The sequence below is a fragment of the Nonomuraea sp. NPDC049646 genome, from assembly GCF_044465525.1.
Classification (GTDB): domain Bacteria; phylum Actinomycetota; class Actinomycetes; order Streptosporangiales; family Streptosporangiaceae; genus Nonomuraea.
The window spans coordinates 334,766-352,448 of the sequence record NZ_JBITLU010000005.1; the positions used below are offsets into that span (position 1 = coordinate 334,766).

The 17,683-nt window shown below is 75.8% G+C and carries 19 protein-coding genes; 4 read left to right on the forward strand and 15 right to left on the reverse strand.

Annotated features, from left to right (window positions below; genetic code table 11):
• Positions 1-9: 9 nt before the first annotated feature.
• On the forward strand, positions 10-795 hold the full coding sequence (locus ACIBQ8_RS17120) for an alpha/beta fold hydrolase (RefSeq protein WP_364341222.1): 786 nt from the start codon (positions 10-12) through the stop codon (positions 793-795).
• On the opposite strand, the gene ACIBQ8_RS17125 is transcribed toward ACIBQ8_RS17120, so the two are convergent.
• A complete protein-coding gene (locus ACIBQ8_RS17125; RefSeq protein ID WP_397192370.1) occupies positions 704-1,711 on the reverse strand; it encodes a helix-turn-helix transcriptional regulator in 1,008 nt (335 codons plus the stop codon). The two genes, ACIBQ8_RS17120 and ACIBQ8_RS17125, sit on opposite strands and share 92 nt — an antisense overlap.
• An 87-nt stretch (positions 1,712-1,798) precedes the next feature.
• Here ACIBQ8_RS17125 and ACIBQ8_RS17130 point away from each other — a divergent pair, with 87 nt between their 5' ends.
• A complete protein-coding gene (locus tag ACIBQ8_RS17130; protein ID WP_397176705.1) occupies positions 1,799-2,281 on the forward strand; it encodes a VOC family protein in 483 nt (160 codons plus the stop codon).
• Here ACIBQ8_RS17130 and ACIBQ8_RS17135 read toward each other — a convergent pair.
• Positions 2,232-2,651, reverse strand: a complete 420-nt coding sequence (locus ACIBQ8_RS17135; protein WP_397176703.1) for a DUF5360 family protein — start codon at positions 2,649-2,651, stop codon at positions 2,232-2,234. The genes ACIBQ8_RS17130 and ACIBQ8_RS17135 overlap by 50 nt on opposite strands.
• Positions 2,635-3,183 (reverse strand): TetR/AcrR family transcriptional regulator, encoded by a 549-nt coding sequence (locus ACIBQ8_RS17140; protein WP_352326247.1) that lies wholly within the window; start codon positions 3,181-3,183, stop codon positions 2,635-2,637. The genes ACIBQ8_RS17135 and ACIBQ8_RS17140 overlap by 17 nt, the downstream gene beginning before the upstream one ends.
• Positions 3,184-3,280: 97 nt before the next feature.
• On the opposite strand from ACIBQ8_RS17140, the gene ACIBQ8_RS17145 reads away from it, so the two are divergent.
• The gene (locus ACIBQ8_RS17145) at positions 3,281-4,072 is read left to right on the forward strand and encodes a maleylpyruvate isomerase family mycothiol-dependent enzyme (protein WP_397176702.1); all 792 of its coding nucleotides are present in this window, start codon (positions 3,281-3,283) and stop codon (positions 4,070-4,072) included.
• Positions 4,073-4,084: 12 nt separating this feature from the next.
• Here ACIBQ8_RS17145 and ACIBQ8_RS17150 read toward each other — a convergent pair whose 3' ends face one another.
• Both ACIBQ8_RS17150 and ACIBQ8_RS17155 read right to left on the reverse strand, forming a co-directional pair.
• A complete protein-coding gene (locus tag ACIBQ8_RS17150; RefSeq protein ID WP_397192371.1) occupies positions 4,085-4,540 on the reverse strand; it encodes a pyridoxamine 5'-phosphate oxidase family protein in 456 nt (151 codons plus the stop codon).
• 4 nt (positions 4,541-4,544) lie between these two features.
• Positions 4,545-4,928 carry a MerR family transcriptional regulator gene (locus ACIBQ8_RS17155; protein ID WP_397176699.1) on the reverse strand — a complete coding sequence of 128 codons (384 nt, stop codon included), beginning with the start codon at positions 4,926-4,928 and terminating at the stop codon, positions 4,545-4,547.
• A 77-nt stretch (positions 4,929-5,005) separates the two neighbouring features.
• Here ACIBQ8_RS17155 and ACIBQ8_RS17160 point away from each other — a divergent pair, with 77 nt between their 5' ends.
• The gene (locus ACIBQ8_RS17160) at positions 5,006-5,659 is read left to right on the forward strand and encodes an SDR family NAD(P)-dependent oxidoreductase (RefSeq protein ID WP_397192372.1); all 654 of its coding nucleotides are present in this window, start codon (positions 5,006-5,008) and stop codon (positions 5,657-5,659) included.
• A gap of 4 nt (positions 5,660-5,663) precedes the next feature.
• Here the strand turns inward: ACIBQ8_RS17160 and ACIBQ8_RS17165 are convergent, their stop codons facing one another.
• The 10 genes from ACIBQ8_RS17165 to ACIBQ8_RS17210 are packed head-to-tail and all read right to left on the reverse strand — an operon-like array spanning position 5,664 to position 17,669.
• Positions 5,664-6,842, reverse strand: a complete 1,179-nt coding sequence (locus ACIBQ8_RS17165) for a hypothetical protein (RefSeq protein ID WP_397192373.1) — start codon at positions 6,840-6,842, stop codon at positions 5,664-5,666.
• A gap of 25 nt (positions 6,843-6,867) precedes the next feature.
• Positions 6,868-7,296 (reverse strand): carboxymuconolactone decarboxylase family protein, encoded by a 429-nt coding sequence (locus tag ACIBQ8_RS17170; RefSeq protein ID WP_397192374.1) that lies wholly within the window; start codon positions 7,294-7,296, stop codon positions 6,868-6,870.
• A complete protein-coding gene (locus ACIBQ8_RS17175; RefSeq protein ID WP_397192375.1) occupies positions 7,296-8,093 on the reverse strand; it encodes a class I SAM-dependent methyltransferase in 798 nt (265 codons plus the stop codon). Before ACIBQ8_RS17175 ends, ACIBQ8_RS17170 begins: the two co-directional genes overlap by 1 nt.
• Complete coding sequence (locus ACIBQ8_RS17180) at positions 8,090-9,751, reverse strand: class I adenylate-forming enzyme family protein (protein WP_397192376.1); 1,662 nt, start codon at positions 9,749-9,751, stop codon at positions 8,090-8,092. Before ACIBQ8_RS17180 ends, ACIBQ8_RS17175 begins: the two co-directional genes overlap by 4 nt.
• Positions 9,752-11,491 (reverse strand): CoA transferase, encoded by a 1,740-nt coding sequence (locus ACIBQ8_RS17185; protein WP_397192377.1) that lies wholly within the window; start codon positions 11,489-11,491, stop codon positions 9,752-9,754.
• Entirely contained in the window at positions 11,482-13,089 is a 1,608-nt protein-coding gene (locus tag ACIBQ8_RS17190) for an AMP-binding protein (RefSeq protein ID WP_397192378.1), read from the reverse strand. The genes ACIBQ8_RS17185 and ACIBQ8_RS17190 overlap by 10 nt, the downstream gene beginning before the upstream one ends.
• A gap of 44 nt (positions 13,090-13,133) precedes the next feature.
• Positions 13,134-14,411 carry a protoporphyrinogen/coproporphyrinogen oxidase gene (locus tag ACIBQ8_RS17195; RefSeq protein WP_397176686.1) on the reverse strand — a complete coding sequence of 426 codons (1,278 nt, stop codon included), beginning with the start codon at positions 14,409-14,411 and terminating at the stop codon, positions 13,134-13,136.
• Positions 14,408-15,334 (reverse strand): UbiA family prenyltransferase, encoded by a 927-nt coding sequence (locus ACIBQ8_RS17200; RefSeq protein WP_397176685.1) that lies wholly within the window; start codon positions 15,332-15,334, stop codon positions 14,408-14,410. Before ACIBQ8_RS17200 ends, ACIBQ8_RS17195 begins: the two co-directional genes overlap by 4 nt.
• Positions 15,331-16,470: a DegT/DnrJ/EryC1/StrS family aminotransferase gene (locus ACIBQ8_RS17205; protein WP_397176683.1), complete on the reverse strand. Its 1,140-nt coding sequence runs from the start codon at positions 16,468-16,470 to the stop codon at positions 15,331-15,333. Before ACIBQ8_RS17205 ends, ACIBQ8_RS17200 begins: the two co-directional genes overlap by 4 nt.
• Entirely contained in the window at positions 16,467-17,669 is a 1,203-nt protein-coding gene (locus ACIBQ8_RS17210; RefSeq protein ID WP_397192379.1) for a DegT/DnrJ/EryC1/StrS family aminotransferase, read from the reverse strand. The genes ACIBQ8_RS17205 and ACIBQ8_RS17210 overlap by 4 nt, the downstream gene beginning before the upstream one ends.
• Between the last annotated feature and the right edge of the window lie 14 nt (positions 17,670-17,683).

A 17,683-nucleotide genomic window follows, 5' to 3' on the forward strand; every position in this document is an offset into this window, starting at 1 on the left:
ATCGAAGGCGTGCCTTTCGCCATGACGACGGGCGGCGTCAAGCTGTCCTACCAGGTCCGCGGCAGCGGCCCCGCGCTCGTGCTGCTCCAGGGCCAGGCCAACGACCACCGCTGGTGGGACCCCGTACGCGACGACTTCGACCGCGCCCACCGCACGATCACCTTCGACTACCGCGGCACCGGCGACAGCGACAAGCCCGACGAGCCCTACACCACCCGCGGGTTCGCGGAAGACGTGCTGGCCGTGCTCGACGAGCTGGGCGTCGCCCGCGCCGACGTCTACGGCACGTCGATGGGCGGCCGGGTGGCCCAGTGGCTGGCCGCCGACCACCCCGGCCGGGTGGGGGCGCTCGTGCTCGGCTGCACCTCGCCCGGCGGCGTCCACGGCCTCGAACGCGGCGCCGACGTGCGCCGGGCGCTCGCGCAGCCGGACCGGGCCGCCGCCGGGCGGGCGCTGCTGGAGCTGATGTACACGCCGGGCTGGCTGGCCACGCATCCGGGGCCGTACCGGACGGTCGGCGATCCGGGCATGCCCGCCCACGCGCGCCGCCGCCACCTGGCCGCCAGCGCCGGGCACGACGCCTGGGCCGTGCTGCCCGCCATCGCCGCGCCGACGCTGGTCGTGCACGGCGCCGACGACGTGTTCAACCCGGCCGCCAACGCCCCGCTGCTGGCCGGGCGCATCCCGGGGGCGGAGCTGCGGCTCATCGAGGGGGCGCGGCACGCCTACTTCGAGGAGTTCCGCGAGGTGGCGAGCCCGCTGGTGCTGGAGTTCCTGGCGCGCTCGCGCGGGTGAGGCGGGCGGCCAGCCCCTGAAGATGGGCGACGAGCTCGGGCGGCTCGTGCACCTCGAACTCGCAGCCGAGCGCGATCAGCCGGATGGCCAGCCAGTCCAGGGTGTCGGCGGAGGCGCGCAGGAGGCAGGTGGCCGCGTCCAGCGGGGTGAGCTCGCCGGGGATCGCGCGGGCCACGGCCTCGGCGGGCGCGTGCAGGGTCACCACCGCCTCGTACGTGGGCGCGCCCGAGTACAGCTTGGCGGCGACGTACGCGGCCGGGTCCGCCGGCTCGGTCGTGGTGATCCGCGCGCCCGTGGCCCGTACGTCGTCCATGCGGTCGACGCGGAACAGCCGCCGGTCGTCCCGGTCGTGGTCGTGGGCCAGCAGGTACCAGCGCCGCCCGGCCGCCACCAGCCGGTACGGGTCCACCAGCCGGGCGCTCTGCGCGCCGTCGGCCGCCCGGTACCGGAAGCGCACCCGTTCGCGGTTGGCGGCGGCCATGGCCAGCGTCGTGAGCCGGCCGGGATCGACGTCGAACCCCTCGGCGCCGGGCAGCGGGACGGTCGCCGCGCCCAGCGAGGCCACCCGGTGACGCAGCCGGGACGGCAGCACCTGCTCCAGCTTGGCCAGCGCGCGCACCGACGCCTCCTCGATGCCCTGCACGGGATGCCGGGCCGCGGTGACCAGGCCCACGGCGATGGCCACGGCCTCCTCGTCGTCCAGCAGCAGCGGCGGCATGGCCGCGCCCGCGACCAGCCGGTAGCCGCCGTCCGCGCCCATGGTGGCCACCACCGGGTAGCCGAGGTCGCGCAGCCGCTCGACGTCGCGCCGGACCGTGCGGCGGCTGACCCCGAGCCGCTCGGCCAGCTCGCCGCCCGGCCATTCGCGCGGGGTCTGGAGCAGCGACAGCAGGCTCAGCAACCGCAAGGACGTCATGCGTCCAAGAATGCCGCCGATGTAGGACAGGAGTTGACCTACTGGCCTCCTAATGTCGTCTCGACGCACCGAACGAGGAGGCACCTCATGACCGTCAACCCCATCCCCGAGGGCTACACCACCGTGACGCCGTGGATCATCTCGCGGGACACGGCCGGGCTGATCGACTGGCTCAGGGCCGCCTTCGACGCCGTCGAGCTGGGCCGGGTGACGGGCCCCGACGGCGACGTCCAGCACGCCGAGGTGCGGATCGGGGACGCCGTGGTGATGATGTTCGACGCCCGGCCCGAATGGCCTTCGACGCCCGCCTTCCTGCGCCTGTACGTGCCGGACGCCGCCGCCGCCCACCGCCGCGCGGTCGAGGCGGGCGGCACGTCCGTCACCGAGGTCACGCACCTGTTCTTCGGCGACCTCGTCGGCCGGGTGCGCGACCCGTGGGGCAACCTGTGGTGGTTCCAGACCCGCGTCGAGGACGTCTCGGCCGAGGAGGCCGAGCGCCGCCTGACCGACCCCGGGTTCGTCAAGGCGATGGAATACGTCCAGGGCGCGGACTTCTTCCCCGGGCGGTGAGCGCGGCGATGGCCGGCAGCGGGAAGATCAGCAGGTAGAGGTTGGGAATCCACCAGGCGGGCGAGAAGTCGCCGCGCAGCGTCCAGAAGGCGATCGCCATCAGCCCCGAGGCCGCCGTCAGCACCAGCGAGACCAGCATCAGCGGCTCGCCCGCGGGCGAGCGCCGGCGCAGCAGCCCCAGGCTGGTCAGGCCGGTGGCGCTGGCCAGGAGGTCGATCCAGAGGAACGACCAGTTCCAGTCGGCCATCAGCGGATCGGCATAGTCGGCGAAGGCCCACTCGGGCGGGATCAGGCCGAGACCGGTGATCGTGAAGTAGGCCACGAAGCCTAGGTCCGTCAGCACCATCAACGCCTTAGTCGCGCGCAGCACGGTCGATGGCCTCCATCAGGTAGCGGCGGGTGGGTTCGTGCAGGCCGGGGCCGGGTTCGCCGAGGCCGAGCAGGCGGGCGGCCCACCACCCGTCCACCGCCAGCCGGACGGCGGTCGCGGCGGCCGGGTCGATGCCGTCGTCGGCCAGCCGGGCCTGCCAGGCGGCGAACCGCTCGCGCAGCGGCTCCAGCCCGGCCGGGTCGACCAGCACGCCCGCCAGGAGCGCGACGGTGACCCGGTCGGCCGGGACGGAGGCGGTGTGCCGTTCGGGGATCGTGGCCCGGACGTAGGCCCGCAGGAAGTCGCCCGGCCGGCCGCCCGCCGCCGCCAGCGCCTGGTCGAAGGCGTCGGTCAGCCGCGCGACCATGGCGGCGACCAGGGCCTGCTTGGTCGGGAAGTGGTAGAACAGGCCGCCCTTGGACACGCCCGCCCGCCGGGCGACCGCCTCCAGCGTCAGCGACTCCGCGCCTTCCGTCAGCAGCACGTCGGCGGCGGCGTCGAGCAGCCGGTCCTTGGAACTGGGTCGTGGCATGGCCGTTACTGTACCGGCTGACCGGTACAGTTTCGAGCCGTTCCGTCCCGCGCATAACGTCATCCGACGTCCGCACCTAGCTGATCGGAGCGAGCCCATGGATCATGTCGCGCACTTCCAGCGAGAGGTGCGGGCGTTCGAGGCGGCCGCACGGCGGGCGACCGCGTCGGGCGGCGCGCCCCTCGTGCCGTCCTGTCCCGGGTGGTCGGTCGCCGACCTGGTCATCCACCTCGGCGCGGTGCACCGGCACGTGCACGCGGTCATCGACGAGCGCCTTCCCGGGCTGCCCGACCCCGCCGACCTCGCCGTCCTCGGCCTGCCGGCGGACTTCGGCGACTGGCCCCACCCCGACCGCGCCCCCAACACCGGGCCGGTGCCCCCGGCCGTGCTCGACTGGTTCGCCGAAGGCGCCGCGCGGCTCGCCGCGCTCTTCGCCGCCGCCTCGCCCGGCGACCCCGCCTGGACGTGGTCCGCCGCGCAGACCGTCGGGTTCTGGCAGCGCATGCAGGCCATCGAGGCGGCCGTCCACCGCTGGGACGCCGAGAACGCGCTCGGCGCCGCCGCCCCCATCGACGCCGCGTTCGCCGCCGACGCCGTCACCCAGGTCTTCGAGGTGATGGCCCCGGCCCGCCGGTCCTGGACCCAGGCCCCGCCCGGCGCGGGCGAGCGCTACCTGTTCCGCCAGAGCGACGGGCCGGGGGTGTGGGCGGTGTGCTTCGACGGCGACGACGTCCGGCTCACCGGCGACTCGAAGGCCGCCGTCGAGGTGGCCGGAACGGCCTCCGACCTGCTGCTGCACCTGTGGCACCGGCTGCCCGCCGACCGGCTCGACGTCCGCGGCGACCGGGCCCTGCTCGACCGCTACTTCACGCTCGTCCCACCGGTGTGAGCCGCCGCGGCCTCACGCCTCCTCGCCGAGGCGCTCGACCACCACCCCGCCCGGGTGCAGCGGCAGCCGGCGCCCGGAGACGCGGTGCAACGGCAGCCGGACGAGCACCGGATCGGCCAGCTCCGGCCAGGGCGCGCCGGTCAGCCGCTCCAGCCGCCCGGCCTCCTCCCGATCCCGGACGACCTCCGCGACGCCGGTCACCAGCACGCTCCACCCGGTGCGCATGGCCGGCTCCATGTCGTCGATCTCGAACGCCATCGGCACGCGGTGCTCGATCGCCTCCAGGATGCGGCCCGGCGGGATCCGGAACACGACGGTGTCGGCGTCGAGCGTGAAGTTCACCGGCAGGACGATGATCGTGCCGCCCGGCCGCGCCCACGCCACCCGCCCCACCGGAACCGTGGACAGCAGCGTCAGGCACTCCTCGCGACTCATCGTCCGGATGGCCCCCTGATCCATGCTGTCCATCCTCTCACCTGGGCGGACGCCGCCCTTCTGCAGGCTCGCGGGCGATGGCGAGCATGGAGTCGAGCGCCTTCCGCGAGGCCGCCAGGCGGCTGATCTCGCCGCTGATGCGGGCGCGCTCGCGGTTGAGGTTGGCCATCATCTCGGGGCAGGAGGAGGGCACCATCTCGGCGCCGTCGTCGTGGACGCAGTGCAGCACCCTGGTGATGACCGACGTGGGCAGGCCGGCGTCGAGCAGCGCGCGGATGTGGCGCACCTCGGCGACGTCGGTCTCGGCGTACTCGCGGTAGCCGTTCGGCAGGCGCAGCGGTTTGAGCAGGCCCTGGTCCTCGTAGTAGCGCAGCAGCCTGCGGCTCACTCCGGTCTGCCGGGCGAGATCGCCGATTCGCATGGAGCCTCCGGGTTGACCTTCACATGGATGTGACCCTTTATCGTCCCCATTGTCGCCACTACAGATGGGAGATGAAGGTGTCCGGAGCAGTGATCATCGCGGCGGGGCCGGGGATCGGGCAGGCGGTGGCGCGCCGGTTCGCCGCCGAGGGGCTGCCGGTCGGCCTGATCGCGCGCAGCGCGCGGACGGTGGAGTCGGCGGCGGCGTCCCTGTCCGCCTACGGGGTGCCGGTCGCCACGGCGATCGCCGACAGCGCCGACGAGGACGCGCTGCGCGCCGCGCTCGACAAGGCGGCCGCCGAGCTGGGGCCGCCCGACGTCGTGGTCTACAACGCCGCGATCGTCCAGGCCGACCGGCCCGGGGAGCTGCCGGCGCGGGCCCAGCTCGACGCGTACGCGGTCAACGTCGTCGGGGCGCTCACCGCCGCCGCCCACGTGGCGCCGGGGATGGCCGGGCGCGGCGGCGGCACGTTCATCGTCACGGGCGGCATGCCGCAGCCCAAGCCGGGCTACGTGAGCCTGTCACTGGGCAAGGCCGGCGTCCGGACCCTGGTGACCCTGCTCGACCAGGAGTACGGCGCGGACGGCGTGCACGTGGCCGGCGTCACCGTGGGCGGCGTGGTCGCCCCCGGCACCGCCTTCGACCCCGACGACATCGCCGAGCACTACTGGCGCCTGCACACCCAGCCCCGCGACCAGTGGCAACACGAGGCCCAGCACCTCGGCACCTGACCCCTCACCAGGCGACGACCGCCGATCGCCCCTCTCTCGGCTGCGTGCTCCCCGTGTCGATCGGCATCGAAGACGCCGAACCGTCGGCGAGAGCAATCCGGTAGGCGCGCCAGTCGTGCGTGTAGATGAGGTGCCGGCCGCTGCCGTCGATGCTGAACCGCGGACCCGGCGGCGCGCCCTGCGGCACCTCCGGCCGTGCCGCGAGCCGCGGCTCCCCACCGTCCAGAGACAGCCGGTCGACGTTGTGCCCGGCCGTGTAGAGCAGCGCGCCGCCGTCGGGCGTGAAGGCGATCGACTGCGGCAGCGGCACCTCCATGGACGATCGGAGCAGCCGCGACGCCTTCCGCAGGTCGGACCCTCCGGCGGCCAGATCGAGCAGGCCGATCCCCCATCCGAGCCCAGTTGTCGCCACGCGGCGCCCGTCCGGCGCCCAGGCCAGACCCATGAGCTTGCCGTAGGTGATCCATTCGTGGCGCCGGCCGGTGGCGACGTCGAGGACGGCCACCTTGGCGCCGCCTCCGGCGACGTCACAGGCGTAGGCGAGTCTGGTGCCGTCATGGCTCAGGGCCAGCGCCACGACCCGATCGAGCTCGGGCTCGACCTCAGGCACGAGCCGCGGCTCACCCGGCTGCCCGTTCTCGTCCAGCCGGACGAGGAAGAACCGGAACGGCTTGCCGACGGTCCCCCCGGCCAGCGCGAACGTGCGGTTGTCCGGCGCGGCGGCGACCAGTTCCCAGCCGGAGGGGCCCGCCTTGGGCCGCGGCACGGCCGCCACGAACGCGCCGGTGGCGGCGTCGTTCACGACGGGCGGCACCTGCGCGGGCTCCCCACTCGGGGTGGGGCCGGACGAAACACCAGGCGCCCCCACAGTGACGAAGAAGCGCGGCGGGCCGGCCGCCTTCAGGGGCGCACCCGTCGCCATGGGCTCGGCCAGCGAGGCGACCGGAGCCCCCGTCGGGATGACCGGCCCGGTCGCGCTCGGAGTGGGCCCGGACGGGACCGGCGTCGGCCCGACGGCCGGGGAGTCCGTGGCGACGCGGGGCATGGCCGGCGCCAGGCTGGCGGACGGTGGCGGGGACGGGTCGTTCATCAGGGACACCCGCTGGGTCGCCGGGTCGGCGCAACCGGCGGTCAGCGTGAGCACGATCAGGCCCGCTAAGGCCACCTCCGTACGGGATCGCATGCCTCGATCGTGCCACAGCCGCCGCCTATCCGGCGGGCGGACCGGCGGCGATCGCCACCCGGTTCCAGACGTTGATGGCGGCGATCGTCCACAGCAGGTGGGCCAGCGCGGTCTCGTCGAAGTGCTCGCGGACGGCGTCGAACACCTCCTGCGGCACCCCGGCCTCGGAGATCCTGGTCATCGACTCGGTGAGCGCCAGCGCCGCGCGTTCGGGCCCGGTGAACAGGGTGCTGTCGCGCCAGAGGGCGAGGGCGTGCAGGCGTTCGGCGTCCTCGCCGGCCTCCAGGGCGGCGCGGGTGTGCATGCCGAGGCAGACCGCGCAGCCGTTGAGCTGCGAGGCCCGCACCCGGACGAGCTCGGCGAGCGCGGGATCGAGCTCCCGGCTCGCGGCGGCGTCGAAGCGGGCCATCGCGGCGTGCACGCCGGGCGCGGCGCCGTGCAGGTCGATGCGCATCACGCCACCTCCAGGGGACGGCGGCCCTGCACGGAGTAGGTCACGCACGAGGTGGCGCGGAAGTCCGGATGGGCCAGCAGCGCGCGCACGTCGGCCAGCTGCCGGTCGGTCAGGCCCTCCTCGGCGAACCGGTCGCGCAGGTGCCTGGTGTGGTGGGCGACCAGCCGCGCCCCCGGCGAGCGCGCGTCCCACAGCTCCACCCGGGGCCTGGGGTCGACGCCGGTCAGCCCGGCCCGCCGCATCGCCGCCGCCGCGTGACGTCCCCAGGCCACGTCCACCCCGGCGCGCGTCATCACGCGGATCTTGGCCCGCATGAACGTCTCGTAGAGTTCGGCCGAGGCCGGGTCGGGCGTCAGCAGCCCGGGGCCGTAGGTGATGTCGAACTCGTCGAGCTGCAGCACGCCGCCCGGCCGCAGCGCCCGGACGAGCCGGTCGAGCACGGCCAGCCGCTCCGGCAGGAGCAGCAGCACCAGCCGCGCGTGCACCACGTCGAACGCGGCCTCCGGCAGCGGGTCGCGGACGATGTCGTGCCTGACCACCTCCAGCCGTGGGGCGACGGGCTCGAAGGCGGGCTCGATGTCGGTGGCCAGCACGCTCCCGGCCGATCCGACGCGGCGGGCCAGCCACTCCGCCACGCTGCCGCCGCCCGCGCCCACCTCCAGGCACCGCATGCCGGGCCCGACGCCCGCCTCGGCCAGGCGTTCGATGGTCATCGGGTCGTAGGCCAGCTCCAGGCAGCGGTGCTGCTCGGCGACGTGGTCGCGGCGGTCGCCGAACACGTAGGCGGTCCGGCTCATCGGCCGCTCCTCATCGGGCTGCGCGGGACGGGCACCGCCGACTGCGCGGCCAGGCGGGTGAGGGTGGCGGCGCAGACCTTGCCGGTCGGTCCGAGCGGCAGTTCGGGCAGCCAGAGGAACCGTTCGGGAAGTTTGCGCCGGTCCAGGCCGCGTTCCTCGCGCAGGTAGACGATCAGCTCGGCCGGGGACGGCGGTCTGGCGCCGGGCCGCGGCGACACGCAGGCGCACATGCGCTCCCCCAGGTCGTCGTCCGGCACCGGGACGCAGAAGGCGTCGGCGACGTCGGGATGGGCGCTGAGCTCGCGTTCCACCTCGGCCGGGGAGATGCTGAGGCCGCCGCGCATCACGACGCGCTTGATCCGGTCGAGGACCCACAGCGTGCCGTCGGCGTCGAGACGGCCCAGGTCGCCGGTGCGGACCCAGCCGCCGGGGGCGCGGTAGCGGTCGTCCAGGTCGGGGGCGGCGACGTAGCACAGGGGGGTCATCGGGCCGAGTGCCCAGATCTCGCCCGGCTCGCCCGGCGGCGCCGGCTCGCCCTGGGCGTCCCGGATGGTGATCTCGGCGACGGCGGGGTCCGGGGTTCCGGCCAGGCCGGGGGCCCACCGGTCCGGGGCGCGGCCGGTGTGGCAGTTGACGCCGTCGGTGGAGCCGTACACGTTGACGAGCGGCACGCCGAAGCGGCGGGCGCACGCCTGCCTGGCCTCGCCGTGCAGGGGCTGGGCGCTGCTGACGACGCGGCGCAGCGACGACAGGTCAGCCTCGGCCGCCGAGTCGGCCATGCGGCGCAGCATCGTCGGGACGCCGTACAGGTGGGTGGGGCGGTGCCGCTCGACGGCGCGCAACGCGTCGGCGGCGTCGAAACGGGCGCGCAGGATCAGCGTGCCGCCGTGCCGGGCCAGCAGGACGGAGGTGCCGCAGGAGCCGTACGAGGAGGCCAGCGAGACCAGCAGCAGGTTGCGGGTGGGCCCGTCCTCGCCCAGCACGGCCCGCAGGTAGGCGCCCCGGCCGCCGGCCATGGCGTTGTGGGAGTAGGCGACCATCTTGGGCTCGGACTCGGTGCCGGAGGAGAGCAGGATCCGGGCGGGCCACTCGGCGTCCGGGCACGCGGGCCGCCACGCGCGGACGTCCTGCCCGGCCACCTCGTCGAGCGATCGGGTGCCCGGCATGGGCGGGCCGAACGTCCACGTCTGCTCCAGGTACGGCAGCCCGGCCCGCAACCCCAGGGCCAGCTCGGGCACGGTGATCAGCGCGGCCGCCCGGGACCGGTTCAGCAGGCCCGCGATGTCGCGCCGTCCCCGCGTGTGCGGGATGGGCAGGGCCACCGCGCCGACGGCGGCCACCGCCAGCTCGGCCGCCACCGCGTCGCGCCCGTTGGGCAGCAGGACGGCGATGATGTCGGCCGTGCCCCGCCCGGCCGCGGCCAGCGCGGCGGCGGCCCGGCGGACGCGGGCGTCCAGCGCGGCGAAGTCGAGCGAGCCGGTCTCGTCGGCGACCGCCTCACGCTCCGGCGTGCGCCGCACGTGCCGGCTGAACAGGCTGTACAGGTCCAGGCCGGGGCACAGGCCGCGGGCGGTCCAGGCCGCGCGCACGCCCGCGGGCACGCGGTCGGCAAGGACGATCCCGTTGGCCGACGTCCAGGGCAGGGGTTCGGTACGCATTCAGAGGGCCTCCTCGTGGTGGGGGGCTGGCGCGAACGTCCAGGGGGCACGGCTGTAGGCGGCTTGCGGGGTGCGGTCGAGCACCCGGTCGAAGGCGGGGTCGTCGGCCATGGCGGCCAGATCCGTCACGGAGGCGGCCTCCCGGCCGGCCGGCGGCGTCCCGGACGGGGTGGCGCGCAGCAGGCGGGCCGCGTCGATGAGCGCCGTCCCCGCGCGCACGCCGGCGCCGGTGCGGGCGCGCGCCACCAGCGCCGCGACGACGGCTTCTGCGCTGATCAGCGCGCCCAGCACGTCGGTGAGCGTCATCAGGGACGGCGCGGGCTGCTCGCCGGGCCCGGCCAGCCGCGCCGCCACCCCGCTGTAGGCCTGCACCAGGTAGTCGGTGCCCATGGGCTGCGGCGCGGGCAGCGCCTCGGCCCACCCCCCGGCCTGCGCGTACACCAGGGACGGCCGGACGGGCGCGAGGTCGTCGTGGTCGAGCCCGTACGAGCAGGCCCGGCCGGGCGGCCAGTTGTGCAGGAACACGTGGGCGCAGGCGATCAGGCGCAGGGCGGCCCGGCGTCCTGCGGCGGACTTCAGGTCGGCTTCGAGGGCGCGTTTGCCGCGGTTGAGCGCGAGGAACCGGGCCGAGGTCGGCCCCGCCATCGGCGGCACGCCGCGCAGCGGGTCCCCGCCGGGCGGCTCAAGGCGGACGACGTCCGCGCCGAGCAGGCCGAGCACGTGCCCGGCCAGCGGCCCCTGCACCCGGTTGGTGGACTCCACGACGAGCAGCCCGGCCAGCGGGCCCCGGGCGTCCCGGTCGAGCGGCGGCAGGACGGACGGCTCCCCTGCGGCCTCGGCCAGCGCGCGCAGCCGCCAGGGCGAGGCGGGCGGGGGCGCCAGCGGCGCGTCGGCGTCCCGTACGGGCAGCACGCTGACGCCGGCCTCCGCGGCGGCCGCCACGACGTCCCGGTAACCGGCGGCGGCGGCCGTCCGGCCAAGCCCGGCCGGCAGCGCGCAGGTCGCCGTCGCGAACCGCTGCTGGAACGGCGGCCAGCCCGCCGCCGCGGCCCTCGGCTCGGCGCCGAGCAGGTCCCAGAACAGCCGCCAGCGCTCCGCGTCGAACGTCTCGATCTCGAACGGCACCCCGTCCGCCGACCGGAACGGCGGCACCCGTCCCTCTCCCGGGGACGGCGCGCGTCCCGCGGAGAGGGGCGGGTCGGAGCGCTCACAGGTGGCGACGGCGATGTACTGGGTGAGCGCGAGCAGCGCCGCCTGCGCGACGGACGTGCGCGCCGCCAGCGCGGGCCCGCCCCGCAGCAGGGCGAGCAGGACCGCCGTGACCGCCTGGGCGGTGAGCACCCCCGCGCACACCGACGCGTAGTCCAGGCGCAGCGCCCTCGGCCCTCCGGCGGCCCGCCCGTGCACGTGGGCGATCCCGCAGGCCGCCTGCACGTCGCGCTCGTCCGCCATCGTCACCCCGACCGGCCCCGACCAGCCGATCCCGCACTCCGGCAGCGCCTCCCCCGGCCTGCCGAACGGCGCGGACGTGACCCCCAGCCACCCGGCGGGCGCCCCGTCCGGCGGCGGCGCGCCGTCGAACCTGACCTCGCAGCCCAGCGCGCACAACCGCTGGACGGCCACCCGCAATGCGACCGACTCGCCGCGTGCCCGCACGACCACGCCCGCCAGCGGCCAGGCGACCGCCTCCCGCTCGGCGACGGACCGGCCGGCGGCCCGCGACCCCGTCCTCACGTCCACCGCCCGGTGCCGTAGGTGTCGGGGGTCTCGCCCAGCAGCTCGCGCAGCGCCGTTCTGCGGACCTTGCCCGTGCCGGTGCGGGGGACCTGCTCCCAGGTGATCACGACGGGGTCGGCCAGCTCGGGCAGGTCGGCGACGGCCCGCCGCCACGCGTCGCGGTCGAGGCCGCCGTCCTCGGTGACCACGACCGGCACGGAAGGCCGCCCGGGGACGCCCAGGATCACGCACTCCAGCACCTCGGGCAGCCGGTCGTCGATCACGTCCTCCAGCTCCACGCAGCTCGCGCCGGGGATCGTGTCGGTCTCCCGGTCCACGAACCGCACCCGGCCGGTACGGCTGAGCGCCCCGACGTCCCCGGTGTGCCACCACCCGCCGAGCCGTTTGCCCAGCCACCGTTCCTGCTCGCCGACGTACCCGAGGCACAGGGCCTTGGTGCGGCAGACCACGAGCCCGGTCGCGCCGCGCGGCAGCGGACGCAACGTCTCGCGGTCCACCACCCGCAGCCGGGTCCGCGTGGGCACCGGACGTCCGAGGTCGCGCGTGGTGGGGTGGCGGCCGTCGTCGTCGGCCATGGACCGGCGGGTGAGCAGGCGGAAGGTCAGCGGCCCGGTCTCGCTCTGCCCCCAGCCCTGCATCCACACCGGCCGCCGGCGCCGGGTGGCGTTCAGGAAGGCGCGCACGGTGGGCGGGTGCACGGCGTCGAACGTGCTGATGTACAGGCGCACCCGCGCGAACGGGCCGGCCTCGCCGAGCGTGCGCCGCTGCCACCGCACGTACGTGGCGGGCAGCGCCTCCAGCGTCGTGGGCCGGTGCCGGGCCAGGAACGGGCCGGCCTCCTCCCAGCCGGGCGCGGAGACGGCCAGCACCTTGGCGGGGCCGAGCCACAGCACGCTCGCGGTCCAGGCCAGGGCCCGGCCGTGGGCGAAGGAGATGGCGCTCGCCACCACGTCGTCCGGACGGCTGCCCAGCACCGGCCACCGGTGGGCCTCGAACCCGGCCAGGCGGCGCAGCAGCGTCCGGGTGGAGTGCACGACGAGTTTGGGCACCCCGGTCGTCCCCGAGGTGTGCATGACGGCCAGCGGGTCGTCCAGCGCGGGCCGCTGCACCGGCGGCACGGCCCAGCCGCGGACGTCGTCCAGCGACAGCAGTCCCTTCGCCGTGCCGTCGAGGATCAGGGTGCGCGGCGCGTGGACGGCCACACCGGGCCGGGCGGCCAGGGCGGAGTCGGTGACGAGCAGCGCCGGCTCCAGCCGTTTGAGCAGGATCTCCAGCACGTCGGGCGGCAGGTCGGCGGACAGCGTGGCGGGCACCGCCCCGATGCGCGCGGCGGCGCAGGACAGCAGCACGTAGTCCCAGTGGTTGCGCTTGACGACGGCGACCCGGTCGCCCCGGCGCGCGCCGGCGGCGGCCAGCCAGCCGGCCGCCTCCCTGACCAGCTCGGCCAGGTCCGGCAGGTCCAGGTCGGTGCCGAGGTGGGGGGCGATGTCCAGGGGACGGCTCACGTGCACGCCGGTCCTGCGTCCGCGTTCGGCGAGGTCGTCGAAAAGGGTGCCCAACTCGATGGGCCGGGTGAAGAAGGCCATCTGCTTTCTCTCCATGCGCGTACGTCATTGACAGGCGGGCGGCCCCGGCGGGCGGGCGGCTACGACAGGCGGGCGAGCACCCGCGCGGCGGCCTGCTCCCCCGCCGCGACCGCGCCCTCGCTGCACGGCCGCAGGGCGACCCAGTCGCCGGCGTAGTCGACCGCCGCCCCGGGACGCCCCTCGAACGCCGCCCGCAGCGCCACCGCCCGCGGCGTCGCCTCCGGCAGACCGTGCGGGAAGCGGTGCACGTGGAAGCGGGCCACCCGGCCGGCCAGGCCGGGCACGAACCGCTCGGCGCGCCCGACGAGCTGGTCGGCGACCTTCTCGTCGCGCTCCCCCATGAGCGCGGCCGTGCCCTGCGGCGAGGTGATGAGCGAGATGAGCCCGGTACCGGCGGGGGCCCGGCCCGGGTGCTTGTGGTGGTCGACGGTGATCACGTTGAGGACGGGGTCCTCGGCCGCGGGCACGAGCGTGGCGAACCCGCGCCAACCGGGCGCCGCCGGCCGGGACAGGACGAGGCTGAGCCGCAGCATGGGCGCGTACGTGCACGCCTCCAGGTACGCCCGCTCCTCCGGCGGGGCGCCGGGGTGCAGCCGGGCCGCCACGGGGGCGGGCACGGCCAGGATCGCCGCCCGCGCGCTCACGCTCCCCCGCGGCGACTCCAGCCGCACCCCTCCCGGGCACGGGACCACCCCTGTCACTTCGTGCCCGGTGACCACGTCGAGCCCGGCGGCGAGCACCCTGGCCAGGGTGTCCATGCCGTCGCGGTAGGTGTGCCAGGTGGCGGTGCTTCCGGCGGTCGTCAGGTGCTCGGCGAAGACCGCGGCGGACGAGCGCCCGGCGTCCCAGCCGAAGAACCCGGCGACCAGCGGCTCGACGAGAAAGGCGCGCAGGTCGGGATGGTACTTCCCGACCAGGTCGGCGACGGTGGCCTCCGGGCCCGGACCGCCGCGGGCCAGGCGGAGGCGCAGGCGTGCCAGGTCGAGGCGGGCGCGCGGCGGCAGGCCCGCGCCGGTGAGCAGCCCGAGCGGGCGGCCGACGTGCGGATGGACGCGCCCGTCGCGCCACACGCCGACGGCGTCGCGCACCCTCGGCACGGCCGCCGCGTCGAGGCCGAGCGCCCTGATCAGCCGCCAGGTGGCCGGGTAGCCGTCCGCGGACGGCAGCATCTCGGCGCCGGTGTCGATCAGGCAGCCCCGCGCCCGCAGCGTGCGCATCCGGCCGCCCACCGCCTCGGCCGCCTCCAGGACGCGGACCGCGAGCCCGGCCCGGTTGAGCTCGTACGCCGCCGCCAGGCCGGCCGGCCCGGCGCCCACCACCGCGACGTCCACGTTCATGCCAGGACCAGGTTGGCCAGGATCAGCACGCCGACGGTGACGCGGTGGGTGCGGATCGCCACCCGCCGGGCCCGCAGCACGTCCCCGCGGACGAACCCGATCACGAGCTGCGTCACGCGGAGGGAGACCAGCGGCACGAGCACGCCCAGGAACCACCAGGGCGCGACCCCGGCGGCCACGGCCCACACCACGACCAGGCTCTCGGCCGCGCTCACCGCGGTGACGAAGGCGGCGTTGGCCCGCGGGGACGTCCGCGCCGCGACGGTGAACCGCCCGGCCTCCCGGTCGCCGCGGGCGTCGTTGGTGTTGGAGTACAGGCCGAAGATCATGGGCCCGAGCCCGAAGAGCACCGCCTGCACCGCCACGAACCCGCTCGCCTGCCCGGTCAGCAGCCCGTACGGCACCAGCACCCACCCCACGCCGAGCCCGACGAGGAACAGCTCCTGGAACCCCCGGTAGCTGAGCTTGAGCCCCCAGGAGTACTGGACGGCCGCGACCACGCACGCCGCCGCCGTCACGACCACCCAGGCGGGCCGGTGGGGGGCGGCGGCCACGACCGCGGCCCAGAGCACGGCGCTGATCGCGGTGGCCGTCCAGGCGAAGCGCAGCGCCTGCCGCTCGGTGAGCGTGCCGGCGACCAGCGGTTTGCGGGCCAGTCTGCGCCGGGCGGCGTCGGAGGAGTAGTTGGCCGCGTCGCTGCCGTCGCGGTGGCCGGTGATGTCGTCGAACCCGACCATCGCGGCCACCACGGCCGCCTCGGCGATCAGCACGGACAGCAGCAGGCCCACCGCGTACGGCTGCCACCGCCCGGCCACGGGCAGCAGCGACCACACCAGCGGCAGGCCGAGGTAGTAGTCGTAGATGTCGAGCTTGGCCAGCCGCGCGTAGGGGCCGAGGCCGCGGGTGACCACCTGGTCGGTCATGGGTTCTCCTGCGGGGAGCCGTGGGCGAACGCGCAGACCGCGTCGGCGATCCGTTCGACCTCGGCGTCGGCGAGCCGCGGGTGCAGCGGCAGCGACAGGTTGCGCCGGGCGGCCGACTCGGCCGCCGGCCAGGACGCGCCGGGCGGCGCGAAGCGGGCGAAGGCCGGCTGGGCGGGCAGCGTGCGCGGGTAGTAGACGTGGGTGGCGATGTCGTGGGCGGCCAAGTGGGCCGCCAGCGCGTCCCGGTGCTCGGTGAGCACGGTGTAGACGTAGGGGAACCGCCCGTCCCCTCCGACGGGCGGTGCCACGATCCCGCGTTCCGCCAGGGGCTCGAAACGCCGGGAGTAGTAGGAGGCGATCTCGGCCCGGCGCGACAGGCGGTCGTCCAGGCCGGCCAGCCGGTGGAGCTGGAAGGCCGCCATCACCTCGTCGAAGCGGCTGTTGTGGCCGACGCGGCGGTGGTGGAAACGCCGGGCGCCGTCCTGGCCGTGGTTGCGCAGCATCCGTACGTGCGCCGCCAGGGCCGGGTCGTCGGTGATCACCACCCCGCCCTCCCCCGGCATGCCGAACGTCTTGACCTGCACGAACGAGTAGACGCCCGCGTCACCCCACCGGCCGGCGGGCCGCCCGCCCAGCGTGCCGCCCTGGGCCAGCGCGGAGTCCTCGACCAGCCGCAGGCCGTGCCGGTCGGCCAGGTCGCGGAAGCGCGGCATGTCGGCCATGACGGAGAACATGTGGGCCGGCATCACCGCCTTCGTCCGCCCGGTGACCAGCGACTCGGCGGCGGCGGGGTCGGCGGTGAGCGTCACGGGGTCGACGTCGGCGAACACCGGCCGCGCCCCCGCGCCGACGACGGTGGCGGCCAGCGGGGCGCAGCCGAAGGCGGGCACCACGACCTCGTCGCCGGGGCCCACGTCCATGGCGGCCAGCACCAGCGTGAGCGCGGACGTGCCGCTGGAGCAGGCCACGACGTCGGCCGCGCCGAGACGGTGGCGCAGCTCGCGTTCGAACCGGGCGGTGTGCTCGCCCAGGATGAACTTCTGGGCCTCGCCGGTGCCGACGGCGTAGACCGTGCGCAGCAGCGTCGCCCGGTCGGCCTCGAACAGGTCGGCGGCGAAGAACGGCACCCGGCTCATCCGCGCCGCCCTCGGTAGAAGCCCTCGATCTCGTCGCACACCCGGTCGGCCGCGGCGTCGGACAGGTCGGGGTAGAGCGGCAGGGCGAGCGCCCGCGCGCAGGCCGCCTCCGCCCTCGGGAAGTCGCCCCGGACGTGGCCGAGGTGGGCGAAACAGGGCTGGAGGTGCAGCGGGACCGGGTAGTAGACCTCGGTGCCGATGCCCGCCGCGGCCAGGTGCGCCGCCAGGGCGTCGCGGGACTCGACCTCGACGAGGTAGACGTAGCAGACCCGGTTGCCGCCCGGGTGCGGCGGCGCCGCGCCCGGCACGGCCAGCACGCCGGGCACGTCGCGCAGCCGCGCGTCGTAGCGGGTGGCCAGCTCGGACCTGCGGGCGATGTCGGCGTCCAGCCTGGCGAGCTTGGCCAGCAGGACGGCGGCCTGGAGGTCGTCCATCTTGCTGTTGCAGCCGGGCAGGATCGTGGGGTTGGCGATGCCGGGGAAGTGGTCGAGGGTGCGGCCGCCGCGGCCGTGGTGGCGCAGCGCCCGCGCGGTCTCGGCGATGCCGTCGTCGTCGGTGAGCAGCGCTCCGGCGTCGCCGATGGCCCCGAGCGTCTTGGACGGGAAGAACGACAGCACGCCGCCCGCGCCGACGAGCCCGGCGTGCGTGCCGTCGAGCCGCATGCCGATGGCCTCGGCGCTGTCCTCCAGCACGGTCAGGCCGCGCCGCCGGGCCACCTCGCACACGCCGCGCAGGTCGGCCAGGCGGTCGAACAGGTGCGCCGGCATGACCATCGTGGTGCGCGGGCCGGCCACGGCGTCGACGGAGGCCGGGTCGATGCCGTGGCCGTGCTCCTCGATGTCGGCGAAGACCGGCACGCCGCCGGCCAGCACGACGGAGCTGGCCGTCGCGATGAAGCTGTAGGCGGGCACGATGACCTGGTCGCCGGGTCGCAGGCCGGCCGCGCGCAGCAGCAGCACCAGCGCGTCGGTGCCGGAGTTGACGCCGACGACGTGCGCGGCGCCGGTCCACAGGGCGAGCCGGCGTTCGAGTTCGGCGACCTTCGCGCCGTGGGAGAACCTGCCGCGGTCCAGCACGTCGACGCACCCGGCGCGGATCTCCTTCCACAGCCGGTCGAACGTCGCGGCCTGGGAGAAGAAGGGGATGGGAGCGGCGGCGCGGGTCGGCGATCCCCCGGGCGGAGAGAGCGTTTTCTCCAAGGTTCCCGTCCTGA